Annotated in this window: 12 protein-coding genes and 1 riboswitch; of the genes, 4 read left to right on the top strand and 8 right to left on the bottom strand. The window is 51.1% G+C overall.

Translation table 11 applies throughout. The features are described from left to right. The 4 genes from AC0YOA_RS21475 to AC0YOA_RS21460 form a co-directional block, all read left to right on the top strand. Window positions 1–1,381: Ig-like domain-containing protein (locus AC0YOA_RS21475; protein ID WP_475788331.1), on the top strand; the 1,381-nt coding region annotated here is incomplete at its 5' end. A 77-nt stretch (window positions 1,382–1,458) separates the two neighbouring features. After that, a complete protein-coding gene (locus AC0YOA_RS21470) occupies window positions 1,459–2,652 on the top strand; it encodes a HupE/UreJ family protein (RefSeq protein ID WP_475788330.1) in 1,194 nt (397 codons plus the stop codon). Window positions 2,653–2,866: 214 nt separating this feature from the next. Next, entirely contained in the window at window positions 2,867–3,526 is a 660-nt protein-coding gene (locus AC0YOA_RS21465; RefSeq protein WP_475788329.1) for a response regulator transcription factor, read from the top strand. Further along, entirely contained in the window at window positions 3,523–4,962 is a 1,440-nt protein-coding gene (locus tag AC0YOA_RS21460) for a sensor histidine kinase (RefSeq protein ID WP_475788328.1), read from the top strand. Before AC0YOA_RS21465 ends, AC0YOA_RS21460 begins: the two co-directional genes overlap by 4 nt. Window positions 4,963–5,483: 521 nt before the next feature. On the opposite strand, the gene AC0YOA_RS21455 is transcribed toward AC0YOA_RS21460, so the two are convergent. The 8 genes from AC0YOA_RS21455 to AC0YOA_RS21420 form a co-directional block, all read right to left on the bottom strand. Then, complete coding sequence (locus tag AC0YOA_RS21455) at window positions 5,484–5,801, bottom strand: NIPSNAP family protein (protein WP_475788327.1); 318 nt, start codon at window positions 5,799–5,801, stop codon at window positions 5,484–5,486. Window positions 5,802–5,946: 145 nt separating this feature from the next. Next, window positions 5,947–6,528, bottom strand: a complete 582-nt coding sequence (locus AC0YOA_RS21450; RefSeq protein WP_475788326.1) for a DJ-1/PfpI family protein — start codon at window positions 6,526–6,528, stop codon at window positions 5,947–5,949. Between the two features lie 66 nt (window positions 6,529–6,594). Next, a riboswitch (ZMP/ZTP riboswitch) is annotated at window positions 6,595–6,674 on the bottom strand. A 77-nt stretch (window positions 6,675–6,751) separates the two neighbouring features. Next, window positions 6,752–7,966, bottom strand: a complete 1,215-nt coding sequence (locus AC0YOA_RS21445) for an MFS transporter (RefSeq protein ID WP_475770261.1) — start codon at window positions 7,964–7,966, stop codon at window positions 6,752–6,754. A gap of 9 nt (window positions 7,967–7,975) precedes the next feature. Next, on the bottom strand, window positions 7,976–9,571 hold the full coding sequence (locus AC0YOA_RS21440) for a response regulator (protein ID WP_475788325.1): 1,596 nt from the start codon (window positions 9,569–9,571) through the stop codon (window positions 7,976–7,978). After that, entirely contained in the window at window positions 9,568–11,358 is a 1,791-nt protein-coding gene (locus AC0YOA_RS21435; protein WP_475788324.1) for a sensor histidine kinase, read from the bottom strand. The genes AC0YOA_RS21440 and AC0YOA_RS21435 overlap by 4 nt, the downstream gene beginning before the upstream one ends. Window positions 11,359–11,576: 218 nt before the next feature. Further along, complete coding sequence (locus tag AC0YOA_RS21430; protein WP_210038670.1) at window positions 11,577–12,404, bottom strand: carbohydrate ABC transporter permease; 828 nt, start codon at window positions 12,402–12,404, stop codon at window positions 11,577–11,579. Window positions 12,405–12,436: 32 nt separating this feature from the next. Then, window positions 12,437–13,309 (bottom strand): carbohydrate ABC transporter permease, encoded by an 873-nt coding sequence (locus AC0YOA_RS21425; protein WP_475788323.1) that lies wholly within the window; start codon window positions 13,307–13,309, stop codon window positions 12,437–12,439. A 104-nt stretch (window positions 13,310–13,413) separates the two neighbouring features. Then, complete coding sequence (locus AC0YOA_RS21420; protein WP_379113488.1) at window positions 13,414–14,547, bottom strand: Gfo/Idh/MocA family protein; 1,134 nt, start codon at window positions 14,545–14,547, stop codon at window positions 13,414–13,416.

Here is a 14,547-nt window from a genome sequence, read left to right as displayed (position 1 = left end):
CACGATTAAGGTAACGACAACGAATGGCAGTTTCGAAGCAACAAGCGCGGTGACAGTAACCGCTGGAACTACGACCGTTCCGGTAACCGGAGTTGTGCTGGATAAAACCACACTTAATTTAACGGAAGGTGACACAGCAAACCTGACCGCAACGGTACAACCAACGAACGCTACGAACAAATCGGTGAGCTGGAGCACAAGCAACGCATCGGTTGCCGCGGTAGATTCGACGGGTAAAGTAACGGCAGTATCGGCAGGAACAGCCACGATCAAGGTAACGACAACAAACGGCGGTTTTGAAGCAACAAGCGCGGTTAAAGTAACGGCTGAAGCCACCACCGTTCCGGCAACCGGAGTTGAACTGGACAAAACTGCTCTTGATTTGCAGGAAGGGGCTTCGGCTCAACTGACTGCAACTGTAAAACCCGAGGATGCAGCGAACAAAGCGGTGAGCTGGACATCAAGCAGCACTTCGGTTGCTACTGTAGATTCAAATGGTAAAGTGACTGCCAAAGCATCAGGAACGGCTACAATCACAGTAACGACGGCTGATGGCAGCTTCAAAGCAACAAGCAAGATCACTGTATTCGGTTCGACCGGAACACCATCGACAGGTACACCGTCAACCGGAACACCATCAACCGGAACACCATCAACAGGAACACCATCAACAGGAACACCATCAACAGGAACACCATCGACAGATACGCCATCGACCGGAACACCGTCGACTGATACACCGTCGACTGATACACCGTCGACTGATACACCGTCGACTGATACACCGTCGACTGGAACACCTTCAACCGGAACGCCTTCAACTGGCGGCAATGGTAGCACGACGAATCAATTTAAAGACGTTCCTGCCGGATATTGGGCAGCAGCAGCAATTAATGACCTGGTATCGAAACAAATTCTCAACGGTACGAGCGGCACGACGTTTGAACCTCAACGCAGCGTGACACGCGCCGAGTTCACAGCGATGCTGGTAAGAGCCTTGGAGCTTACAGAACAAAGCACTGTGAAATTCACAGACGTGAAAAGCGGAGACTGGTATGCGGATGCAGTTGCCGCAGCCGTGAAAGCGGGAATCGTTCAAGGAACGAGCGCAACGCAATTCGGAGCCAACGCAAAAATTACGCGTGAGGAAATGGTAACGATGCTTATGCGCGGATACGAGAAGCTGCATGGCAAACCGTCGGTAGACGGAAGCATCAGCTTTAAGGATCAAGCTAAATTCTCGTCATGGGCAGCCGCTTATATTAAAGAAGCAGCGGCGCTCGGCCTGGTTGGCGGACGCGAAGAAGGCGTATTCCAGCCTGCTGGAATCACTACACGCGGTGAAGCCGCTCAAGTCATCTTTAATCTTTTGAGCAAATAAGCGTCTTATCGTAATAGGTTAACAAGGATGCCGTTCTTATGAACGGCGTCCTGTTATCTTTACAGGGAGGATATACAATGTTCCGTATAAACACCGCTGTGCGATTTTCCATTTGCATTGTGGCCGTGTTGGCCCTTCTTCTGATACCCATTGAACGCCAGGTGGATGCCCACGCATACAGCGCCGGCTACACGACGTTGAATTTGACCAAATCGAATATCGAAATGACCTATGCGCTGGATGAGCTGTCTGTGATCGAGCTGGCCGGCGGGGATACGAATAAGAACGGCAAGCTTGAAGAGGAAGAATTTGCTGCAATTAAAGATGGGCTTACGGCATTGTTCAAGGAAAATTTAAAGCTGCAAATTAACAATGAAATCAAAGATTGGACCCAAATAGAAAGCTTTGATATGGAACAAAAAGGGAGTGCCGCCAATGCGATCCTGAAGGTTGTCTTTCCGCCCGCAACCGCATCCGAGCCCATTTCCTTGACAGATAATCTGTACGTGAACGATTCCGTCACCAACTATGTTAATTTAGTTACGATTAACTACGGCAGCCAAAAAAGCACATCGGCTCTATCCGGCAAATACCGGGATTGGAGCATGCAGCTGACCGAGAAAGACTATGCCGGTCTGCAGCAGGATGCGCTGGTCCAGCAAAACAGCGGCAGCGGGCAAATGGACAAGCCGCAGGAAGAGGAATCAAGCCCGTCGGAAGTCATGTCAGGCTGGTATTCATTCTTTACACTGGGGATCAACCATATATTATCCGGATACGATCATCTCCTATTCCTGTTTTCACTGCTCATCGCAAGGCAGAAGTTCAAGCAATATGCGGCCATGATCACTGCATTTACGATTGCTCACAGCATCACGCTGACGCTTACGGTATTGGGAATTATTAATGTATCTCCAAGCATTGTCGAGCCTGCGATTGCGCTTAGCATCTGCTTTGTCGCGGTAGATAATATTATCCGTAAACAGGTCAGTCACCGCTGGGTGCTGACGTTCTTCTTCGGATTAATCCATGGAATGGGCTTTGCCGATATTTTGAAGGAAATGGATCTTCCGCGAAGCCAACTGGCTGTGGATCTGATCAGCTTTAACCTCGGCATTGAAGCCGTTCAGGTAACGCTGGTCGCCATTCTGCTGCCGCTGCTTATTATGCTGCACCGATGGAAATTTTCAAGGCGGACCGTTATTGCAGGCTCGTCGCTTGCGTTCATGCTGGGCGGAATCTGGCTCATTCAACGGGTATTTCTTGGATGAATCAGCCCAGTCTCCTAACGGCAGGCAAAGGGCATTACAATAACCCGCCCAGGTAATTTGAGATGCACCTCATAGGACAGACGTTGAATAACTCTCCGGTTCATTCGACATCTATTCTATGGGGTGTATTTTTTTGCGGACTTTTTTACAACTCTCACAAACTTCTGCAACAACTAGAGTGTATATTCAGCGGATAGAGCGGAGGCGCAGCATATTGGAGAACATATTGATTATAGAAGACGATCAGGCCATTTCCGACCTTATTAAACTGAATCTGGAGGTTGCGGGCTACGAGTGCAAACAAGCTTATAACGGACAAGATGCTCAAAGCGTTCTCTCGGGTTTTTCTCCGCAATTAATTTTACTGGACATCTCCCTTCCCGACATGGAGGGTTACGAGCTGATGCCCCGGTTCAGCCGCAGCGGAGTTCCGGTCATATTCCTGACTGCGCGGAACAGCCTTGCTGATAAAGTAAGAGGACTCAAGATGGGGGCGGACGATTACATTGTAAAGCCCTTTGAAGCAATGGAGCTGTTGGCCAGAATAGAAGTCGTGCTTCGCCGTTATGGAAGCAAAGCAGATCAGATAACATGCGAGGGCCTTGACATCTACCTGGAGGAGCGCACGATAAAGCGAGACGGCACCGTTATCGAACTTACAATGAAGGAATACGAGCTGTTCCTTCTTCTTATCAACAACCGGAACAAAGCCCTGTCCCGAGAGAAAATCCTTGAGCTTGTCTGGGGCTACGATTACATGGGCGAGACGCGGACTGTCGACATTCATGTCCAGAAGATTCGAAAAAAACTCGGCTGGGAAGAGCAGATTAAAACCGTCTACAAATACGGTTACAGGCTGGAGGCTCATGCATGAGACTCTGGCAGAAGGTTTTTTTTGGCACCTTCCTCCTGTTTGAGCTGCTGTTCAACGCCTCTTCATTTTATCTTATCGAGCATAATTTCAATCAGAATCTGGTGAGAGAAATCGACAGAGGCTTGTCGGAGCAGCATGTTCTGCACGCTCAGATCGAGACGGACTGGTCGTATATTAATAATTTGAATCAGCTGTTAAATTCGGCAAAAAACAATGCAGATGATTTTATTAAGAATAACACTCAAAAATATCTGAAGTCTTTTGACACCGATAACGTGTCCATTGAAGTATGGGATGAACATAATCAAACGGTTTTTACCGATTTCGCCCAAATCGTAGCCGGCCCGAGGAATGAGCTTGAGATAGGGGATTCCACCAGCAGAACCTATATCATCCGGGATGTTGGCCAGAAGAGCTATTTATTCGTCACAAGCGGGCTCCAATTGAACGGGGACGATTTTAAGCTCGCCTACATCCGGGATATTACAGGCATTTACCAGGATAAGACGGCTCAGATCAGAAATTTTGTAAAGATCAACATTGTCATTACCGTTATTTTGGCCGTTGGCCTTTATGTGCTGATTTGGTTTCTCACACGCTCGGTCCGCATGCTCACAAAGTCCGCGCAGACGATAGCTTCCGGCCACTATTCACACCGTGTCGGCGTTTTATCGAATGATGAGATTGGCTTGCTCTCGGAGAACTTTAACCAGATGGCCGATGCCGTAGAGGAAAAGGTCGAGGAACTGGAGGATGCCGCCAAAAACAGGGAACATTTTATTCACTATCTGACGCATGAATTGAAGACGCCGCTTACCTCGATCATAGGCTATGCAGACTTCTTGAGAACGACTAAATATAACGAAGAAGTCTTTTACAAGGCCTTAAACTATATTTACAGCGAAGGAAAACGGCTTGAAAGTCTGTCGTTCAAGCTTATGGACCTGGTTCTCATCGGAAATAAAAAGAAGGTCATGGACATGGAAGAGATAATGCCGATTTTTGAGGAGACGGAGCAGATTCTAAAGCCACAGCTGGAACAGGCAAATATTGAACTGTCATTATCAGTTGAGCCTGCAAAGCTGCTTATTGAAAAAGACCTGATCAAAATCCTCTTCACCAACCTAATCGACAATGCGATAAAAGCTTCAGGAGCCGGGGGCATCATTTATTTCAGAGGGCTCATGACGGAGGAAGACCACTATGCAATAGAGGTAGAGGACGAGGGGATTGGCATACCGGAACAGGATATACCGAAGGTGTTCGAGCCTTTTTTCATGGTGGATAAAGCCTACTCGCGGGCAAACAACAGCGCGGGGTTGGGGCTTGCCATATGCGCGGAAATCGTCAGGCTCCACGAGGGAAGGATCGAGATTAATAGCCGTCTGAATGAGGGAACCGTTGTGAGGATCATACTTCCGGGGGTATGCAATTAATTTACAATTTACCGATACTTATGAGAATTGTTTTTCTACAATGGAGATGTAAGCTGGAACTCGCGCATTCCTGCCTACAAAAACCAATAGCGGAGATAAAAAAACATGAAATTTCAGGCAGCAGGTAAAAACAAAAAAATAGTCGGGACCGTCCTGGCTGCCCTAAAGGATGCAGCTCATTGAGTTTCTCGATCAGGATACCGGACTCCCGGTAAAGGAAGAGCTCTATGAGGATTCAACAGGACAGTTCAAGCTCTTTAGCACAGATACGAGCGAATTAAACTATGTGGCTGATGACGGCTCTATATTTAATACGGATGGAATTCCGCTGACTCCCTTTCAGACTCAAACTGCTATTAATGGAAAATAATATAACTAAACAGCCTGTTGGGAACCTTCTCAACAGGCTGTTTTTAAGTGCGCCAGACGCGAGCGGCAGATGGAGGGGAAACAGCTTCACGAAGGCCTGACCACATGCAGAAATGCACAGTTTCTCTTGTTGTTCAAGGGAACATCCCCGCTTAGCGCTGGAAATATCCCGCACGCTGCATGAAGATTTTTTCCACTTGTTCGACAATCGGCCCGTCCGCTTCCGACTTCTGTTTCACTTCCAGCCATTCCGGATCCTGGCCGAATACATCCCACTGGCGGTTCCGCTCGTCCATATCGTTGTATTCCATGATGTAATACAGCTTGGAGTGTCCTTCCTGATCGACCCAGAAGTCATAAACCTTCATTCCAAGGCGCTTGAATATTCCAAGGGTGTGGTTGGCGAAACGGGCATTCATGGCTTCCATCTTCCCGGCATGAACGGAATAGATACGCAGTTCGTACAGCAAGTTAATTTCCTCCCTAAGTAAAATGATTGTTTTCCTGTCAGATCTTGCCCGCCGTGAAGACGCTGCCAACAGGGGGCATATTTGATATATTCCCGCATTTTGCGGTCAAAAGCAATGGCCGCTGCGGATATTCCGGCTATTCCGGCTATTCAGTCATCCGACCGGGACGATAATATGGATAATCCATTTTTTCTTGAACCTGCCGTGCGACCTCCGGAGTGCTTAATGATTCGACGAGGAACAAGCCAAGGTCAAGAGATGCAGAGACGCCGCCGCCCGTGAACACATTGCCATCCCTGACAACGCGGGACTTTACGACCTCAGAGCAATAAGGGGCAAGCAGGTCGTATGCAGAAGGGTTCGTCGTAGCCCGTTTACCTTCCAGAAAGCCAGCCGCCCCAAGCAGCAGGGCGCCTGTGCAAACCGACGCCTTTATCTCCACATCGCGGGCAGTTTTCACCCAGGAGACAAAATCGGGGTCATGCCTAAGCTGCCTTGTAGAAAATCCGCCGGGGATAAAAATCAGATCATATCCGGAGAAATCCGGATAGACATGCGGGATTTTTATGGTTAATCCCCGATCGTCCGTGATTTCCGCCTTCGTCGAACAAAAATCCCACGACACCGCTTCTTTGACTCCCAAAATGCCCAACCAGGTTACAGCTTCGTAAAAACCGCTAAAATCCAGCGTCGTCATCCCGTCAAATAAAATAAATGCCATCTTCATTCCTGTACACCGGCCTTTCGTTTGTCTGGTATAAAACAAAAAAGCACCCGATCTGAAGAGGATCAAGTACTTTGCCCAGGCGTACGGCTGTTTGTCGGTGCGCTCCCTCATGGTTATCCATGTTTACGCCAGTAACGCACCGTTTCATGCTAGTGTTATAATCTTACATTCTTCCGCTGGAAAGTTCAAGGAGATAAATCTCCGCCTGGTTTTTTTTCAGCTTTCATCCTTCACTGCTATAGCCCTGAGCCTCCAGGTTCTTGCGGCTGGTTTTCATGATAAACATGTACATGAGAGCAAAACCCGCTACACCTAGTAAAGCCGTCCCGGCGCTGATCCGGTACATCGCATGCGCGCCAAGATTCTGGAATATCCAGCCCCCGGTGACGCCCGCTACGATCCCGGACAGCCCTCCCCAGCTGAGGGCGTATACCGCTTGACCCGAGGCCCGGTATTCCTTCGGAACGAGCAGGGCGGTCAATTGCGTGCCTACATAATAATAACCTGCAAAAGTAAGACAGTGCAGGGCCTGAATGAAGATGATCTGATAAGGGGTTTCCGCCACCGACATCAGAAACCAGCGCAGCGCGTAAAGCAGACTGACAACGGCCAGACAGAAAATCATCGTTCGTTGACTTTTGCGCAAATACCGGTCGAACAGCAGGTAAACCGGAATCTCGAAGATGGATGACAGAAAAGCGGACCAGCCGATCAGAGAATTTTTGCCTCCCAGATCGGAGATATAGATCGAAACAAATGTGTTGTTCATGGAGTTTGGAATCGAAATGAGAACGCCGATGACAAGGAACATGATAAATGGTTTGTTGGCCCATATTTGACCATAACCGACCGGGGCCCCTTTCCGGCTGCCCGTTTTGCCTCCGCGGGGCAGCTTCAAGGCCAGGGCGATGGAGATAAGCATCATCACCCCGTACACGATCCACAGCTGATGAATGCCCAGTCGCTCGATGACCGGCCCTGTCGCCACCGCCATAACGGCCCACCCGAGGGAACCCCACAGACGGAAGCTGCCGAACTTAAGGCCTGTCTTGTCGGCCACATCCAGATTGAGGCTGTTGCTTTGCGAGAACAACGGGCTCTGGAAGAAAAAATAGAGCAGCATGAACGTAAAGATAAGATAACCCGCGTTCAGAGAAAAGACGATCTGCATGACCACGGCATTGCCGATCAGCAGCATGAGCAGAACGCGCCTGGCATTCTCCAGCCGGTCGCTCCAATATCCCCAGAAGGGGTTGGAGAGGAGGGAGATGAACGGACCTCCGGCGAGAAGCAGGCCAACCGTAAAGTTGGACATGCCGGTTTCCTTCAAGTAAAGCGGAAAAAAAGTGCTGTAGACGGAGATCGCCCCGTAGATGAAAAAGTTGAACGCTTTTATGAAGCCCAGGGAACGTATGTTGGTCAATGATGGGTGTGACATGTACTGCGCTCAATCCTTTCCCGCTGACGAACCTGTTTTGGCAAGCTTCCGGTACTGTGTCGGCGTGATTCCGGTATGCGATTTGAAGATCGAGCAGAAGTATTTGTACTCCTTGTAGCCGACTTTCTCGGCGATCTCGAATACCCGCTCGTCGGTTCCGACCAGACTTGCTTTGGCCCGTTCGATGCGTACCTCATTCAGATACTCCGCGAACCCTTTGCCGAAATTTTGTTTGAACAGGATGCTGAAATAATTCGGCGTTATTTTGAGCAGGGCGGCCAGCTCAGAGGCCTTCAAATCCGTATGGTAGCTGGAATCAATATGCTTGTTGACGCGTTCGGCGATCCAGTGGTTCTTGTTGGCCAGGGAGGAATGAATCATCGCATGCAGGGACCAAAGCTCTTTGCGGAGCAGCGATTCCATGGCGCGGTAGGAGTTGTGCGTCAACAGATCGATTTCGCCCGAATTGAACGGATCGGTGCGCTCCGACAAATCCATGCCGTTCGTATGCAGTCTGCGATGCAGGATAATGCTCAATTCCTTGAAGGCCTGCAATACTTCCTTCAGCAGATAGCCCCTCTCGCGAAACTGCTGCATGATGCTCCCGATGATGTCATCCAGTTCCTCATAGCCTCCATGAAAGAGCACGTGGACCAGCTGCTTCTCCAGCTCGAACGGAGAGAACGGCAGAGGGCTCCGCCCGGAAATTTGCTCTTCATTATGAAACTGGATGGAGGGGCATTCCGGAACTGCAGCAAGCTGCAGGGCCGTGGTGGCCTCTATACTGCGGGCATAAGCCTCGTCCAATTGGGAAAAAGCCGGCGACACGCCAAAATAAAGGCGGGGGACCGGCGGTGCCATGTTCTGCGCTGCCGATAAGGCGGCAGACAAATCCAGCTGGCTCACCTGGCGGGAGCCGATGCACAGTGAAAGCAGCAGGTTTGGATGATGGAAGAAGGAGATGACTTCCTGATCGAAGGGTTTCAGCGCCGCATGAACGGTACTTTCCCAACCGATTCGCGCGGATTGCTGCGACTCCTCCGACGAATGGCTGGTCCATTCGGCATAATCCTCCAGCTGGCTGGCGATAAACCGGTAGGACGACTGGCCGTATGCGGCCGATGGCGGCGTATCGGCGTCCTTGCGTATAGCGGCCCCGCCTTGAACAAGCTGGATCATCCACTTTAACCAGCTTTCGCGCTCGCGCTTTTTTTCCCGCTCCGCATCAAGCGAGATTTCCATGCCGATTCTCTGGACCATCGCCATCAGCTCCTCAATGTTGACCGGCTTCAGCAAATAATCCTCGATCCCAAGACGCAGGGCGCGGCGCGCATACTCAAAATCATCATAGCCGCTGACGATAATGATGCGGATCTGCGGCCATCTTTCCTTCAGCTCCTTGGCTAATTCAAGTCCGTCCATTCCATCCATGTTAATATCCGTGAGCACCAGATCGACAGGCTGCCCCGATACGAATTGCAGGGCCTCTACGCCGTCATAGGCTTCTCCCGCCACTTCCACGCCGATCGAATCCCAAGGAATGGTTTGTCTCAAGCCTTGGCAAATGATCGGTTCATCATCAACGATTAGCATTCGAATGGTCATGCTTCCTCCTCCTTTTCGTTCATCCAAAGAGGTATTCTTAACCTTACGCATGCTCCCGTAATGGACTGCTCCATGGGAAGCTCAACTCCGTAGCCGCTGCCGTTCACAAGCTGGATCCGTTCATGAATGTTGCTGATGGCGTGATCCAGCACGCTTTTATCGCCGGTCCTCTCTTTCAGAGCCCGGTGAATCAGAAGTCTTTTTTCCTTGGAAAATCCGATCCCCGAGTCGGTCACGTCGATAATCAAATCCGCTCCGTCCTGATAGGCGCGAACGTCGATTTTTCCGGCCTGCCGTTTGAAGCCGTGCTTGATGCTATTCTCCACCAGAGGTTGAATAACCTTCTTGAGCACCACCGCGTCCTCTAAGGATGCTTCCATAAAGAGGGAGAACCGCAGCTTGCTGCCCATCCGCTTCTGCTGCAAATTCAGATAGGCCCGGACAAATTCCATTTCACCGGCGAGCGTCGTATGATGCTTCCCGCTGTCCATGCCCATCCGGAAAAACCGGGACAAGGTCTCGATTAATTGACTGGTCTCAGGCGCCTGCTCCAGACGCGCCGTCCAGCGGATCGTATCGAGCGTGTTGTACAGAAAATGCGGATCCATCTGGCTCTGCAGGATCCGCAGATCGGATTCCTTCTGCCGGATCTCCAGCTTATATTTCTTGTCGATGAGATCTTTAATCGTGGTGACCATATTGTTGAACTGCCTGCCGAGCTCGCCGATCTCATCGCGTGAACGCACCTCGACCTGGGCCGAGAAGTCTCCGTGCTTGAGCCGGTGCGTCTCTTTCTTCAGCTCGAGGATCGGACGGATGATCGCCAGCTCGAAGCCGATTAAGGCAAGCAGGCCGAGAATCAGGATCACAAGAATCAAAATCTGCAAGGATGCTTTGATGGCCTTGGTTTTCTCCACGATCGTCTCATCCTTGACCATTGCGACAATATTCCAGCCCGTGGATTTCATATGCTGGTTAAATACGACATAGGAGGTGCCTTCCTCCTGCAAGGCGAACACGCTGCTCCGCTTGTTCACGATTTCCTGAAGCATGCTGCTGTCCGGGTAAGGATGGCCGACCAGCTTCTCGTCCGGATGCAGCAGGACGCTGCCGTCGGGGCGGACGATAAATATCGAGCCCTGATCCTTGGGAACCGGCGTTGTCAATAAATCGGTGAATTCCGTTTCGTTCAGACGCACGATCACCTGGCCGACCTGGTTGGACGGCTTCTCGAAGGAATTAATAACGCGGAACATGGAGATGACCCGTTTGCTGCCGGTCCAGCCGCTCTCCAGCGAATAGGAATCCGTCCAGACGATTCCGCCCCGGTTGGCTTTCGCCAAGTCGCTCCATGGCTGCTCGAGGCCTTTGACCGGTTCGCCCATCTGCAGCTCGTTGCCGCCTACGCCCTGCAGCGAAATCGATTTGATGTACTGCTTGGACATGATCTGGAACGCGAAGAAGCCTTCGATCGCCGTTTTGTCCTTGTAGATTTGCTCCATATTGCCGGGAGTGGGCTTGGCCTCCAGAAAGCTGCGGAAATTTTCCTGATAAATCATATAGTCCGAGATATCTTCAATCGCCTTGATTTTCTCCGTCAGATTCATCTCGATGGTATTCAGGTTCTTCTCCATCGAGTCGATGAACTGCTGCCGCAGTATCGTCTCATACCGGCTCAGAATCACATAGCCGATCAGCAGAGAGGGCAGGGTGACCAGCATAATGAAGATCGCCACTGATTTTTTTCGCAAGCTGATATTGAGGAATCGGGTTGCGCCTGATTTCATATGGTTTCATTCCCCCCGGGTGTCTGCATACTCCTGAGTACTCTATCGGAAGTCCTGTTCCTTCTATTATAAAGGAATCCTGGGAGGAAAGCTGACATAACAAGCGGCCAATTTCTGCAAGGAGACGAGTGCGGGAGGCGGCATTTGAATCCGGAGAAGCGGTGAAACGGCGCCCTGCGAAGATCAGATCCCTCCGGAAGCGGATGAGCGCCGGTGTGTTATCCTTTGACGGCGCCCGCCGTCATACCCTGCACAAGCTGCTTCTCCATGGCCAGGTAAAAGACGAGAAGCGGGATCAACGCCATGCTCAAGGCCGCCATCTGAAGCGTCTGGAACCGGGTCTCCGTGCCGGCGAAATTGGCGAGGCCCAGAGGCAGCGTCTTCAGGGCCGCTTTATTGATCAGAACGAGAGCAAACAGGAATTCATTCCAATTATAAATGAAATTAATGATAATAACCGTGGCCAGCGCAGGCTTGGTCATCGGCAGGATGATCGACCAGAAGATCCGGTAGATGCCGGCCCCGTCCATAATGGCGGATTCCTCGATATCCTTCGGAAATATTTTCATAAAACCCACAAGAATGAAGATCGTAATCGACAGATGAAACGCCGTATACGGGAGAATGAGAGAGAGATGGGTATTGAGCAGCCCAACCTTTTTCATCAGAATAAAAATTGGGACGAGCGTGGTGTGGATGGGAATCGTCATCCCGATAATGAACAGGCTGTAAAGCCATCCCCGCACCCGGAATCGGAATCTGGACAGGAAGAAAGAGGTCAGCGCCCCCAGAAGCACGGTGAGCACAATCGCTCCCGCCGTCACGAGCACGCTATTCCAGAAATAAGTGCCAAGATGCGCCACTTTCCAGGCCTCGGTATAATTGCTGAAGTTCCAATGCTTGGGCAGTCCCATCGGGTTGGTTGCGAAGTCCTCCTCGGTCTTGAACGAACCGACAACCATCCAGACGATCGGAATGATATTAATGATGCAGAGCACCGCTAAAAACAGATGAATGATGGTTTTCTTGCCCCGTGATGTTTGCATGGCTGCTCCTCCTTTTACGCGGCTTGCGGTGCTTAATCGTTTCGGCTGGTTGCCAATTTGGCCGCATAAATAGCGATCAGGCTGAATAGTAGAATCAGGATGGAAACGGCGCTTCCGAGCCCGAAATTCATATTGTTGAAGGCGTTGGTATACATGTAAATCGTCATGACTTCGGTATTATGGGCAGGCCCGCCGGCAGTCATCACGTAGATGAGATCGAATACCCGGAAGCTGTTGCTGATCGAGAAGATCAGCGTCACCCAGATCGTTTCCTTCAGCATCGGCAGGGTGATATGCCAGAACCGTCTCCAGCCGGTCGCTCCGTCCATAGCGGACGCTTCCCGGATCTCTTCGGGAATATTTTGCAGGCCGGCCAGAAAAATTACCATGTAGAAGCCGTAGTTTTGCCAGAGATAGGTGATGCTTACGGACAGCATGCCCCAGCGCTCGCTGCCCAGCCAGTTTTGTTTCCAGGAATCCAGATGGAGCAGGCCGAGAATGCCGTTCATCAGCCCTGATTCCGTGCTGTAGACCATATTCCAGATCATCGAAACAATAACCGCCGAGATGATGACGGGGAGAAACAAAGCGGACCGGTATATTTTGAGGCCTCTCAAAGAGCGGTTCAACAGCAGAGCGAAGAACAGCCCCAGGGGCAGCTGGCCCACGATTCCGCTGACCATCATGAACAGATTGTTTTTGACGCCTTTCCAGAAGATATCGTCCTTCAATATGGAGGTGTAATTGTCCCAGCCCGCGAAGGTCATGTCGGACAGACCGTCCCAATTGAAGAAAGAATAGTAGAAGGACATCGCAATAGGAACCATCGCGAAGCCGATATAAATAATCAGGGCGGGGAGCATCCCGATAAAAATAGTCAGCGCCATCCGCTTCGTTATCGTCATAGTTGGCCCTCCTTTGCTGTGGGTTTTCTTATAAGGGGGATGAAGGGCGGCCGGGGACAAGCCTCAGCCGCCTTTATACAATAAATCCCTGATCTGTTTTTCGGTTATATCCAGATTGCGAGAGACTTCGAGCCCGCAGCGATTTCATCTGCCGTCATCTCGCGGCCTAACGCGTCGGAGAGGTACAGGCCTTCGCTGATCAGCATGGTCGAAAGTGCGATTTCGGCCGTCGGCAGAAGGCTGACACGGCCCTGCAGGGCAGCAATCCAGTGCTGCTGGGAAGAATCGTACGCATCTTCATTCTCTCTCATCCGGTGCCAGCGGGTATCCATCCGGTTCAAGTCGATCCGGCTGTCCAGATCCATATCGGCAACGGTCGTATGATAGCTGAATTCGGAGGTTTGCTCCGCCGAATGATAGGCGGGAAGCCGGATGCCGCCCCGTGAGCCGATAATGCTGCTGCCTTCAACACCGCCGAGATGAACGGCCCAGGCTTCGAAAATATCCAGCGTCACGCCGCCTTGAAAGGTGACGAAGCCAAGCGCGAGCTCTTCCACGTCGAAGCCGCTTTGCGCGCTTCTTTGCGGATCCATATCCATCTCTTGAATTAATTTGCCGGTGACCCGTGCGAGCGGCGGGTTCCCGAGCAAATACAGCATTTGGGCGATATGATATACGCCCATATCCAGAAGGGCGCCGCCGCCTGCGCTTTCCTTCCTCGTGAAATGGGCGGTGCCGAAGCCGTCTACAAAAGGGCGGCCCCGGCGCCTGAAGCCGCTCGACCGGGCATGAAACAGCTTGCCCAATTGTCCGTCGTCGATCAGTGCCTTCGCGGCCTTCGTTTCCTTCTTGTACAGCATGCCCAGCTGGATATGCAGCATCTTCCCGGACTCGCGGGCGGCATCCACCATCCATTTGCCGTCGTGATAAGAACCGGCGATCGGTTTCTCGCAGTAAACATGCTTGCCGGCCTGGAGCGCTGCGATCGTCAGCGGCGCATGAAAGTTATTATGCAGACATACATCTACCGCATCGATATCATCCCGCGCCAGCAGCTCTTTATAATCCGTGTAAACATCGGGAACCCCGTATTTCTCCGCAGTCTCCCGGGCTTCCCGTTCGTTGATGTCGCATACGGCAACCACCTGCGCGCCTTCAATGCGGGAATAGTTGTCCAGATGCTGCTTGCCGATGATCCCTACGCCTATAACGCCGATTCTGATTTTTGCATTTTCCAA

The organism is Paenibacillus sp. JT22N12 (assembly GCF_056269365.1).
Note: the sequence above shows the minus strand (reverse complement) of the source record. Positions and strands in the feature narration are given on the sequence as shown.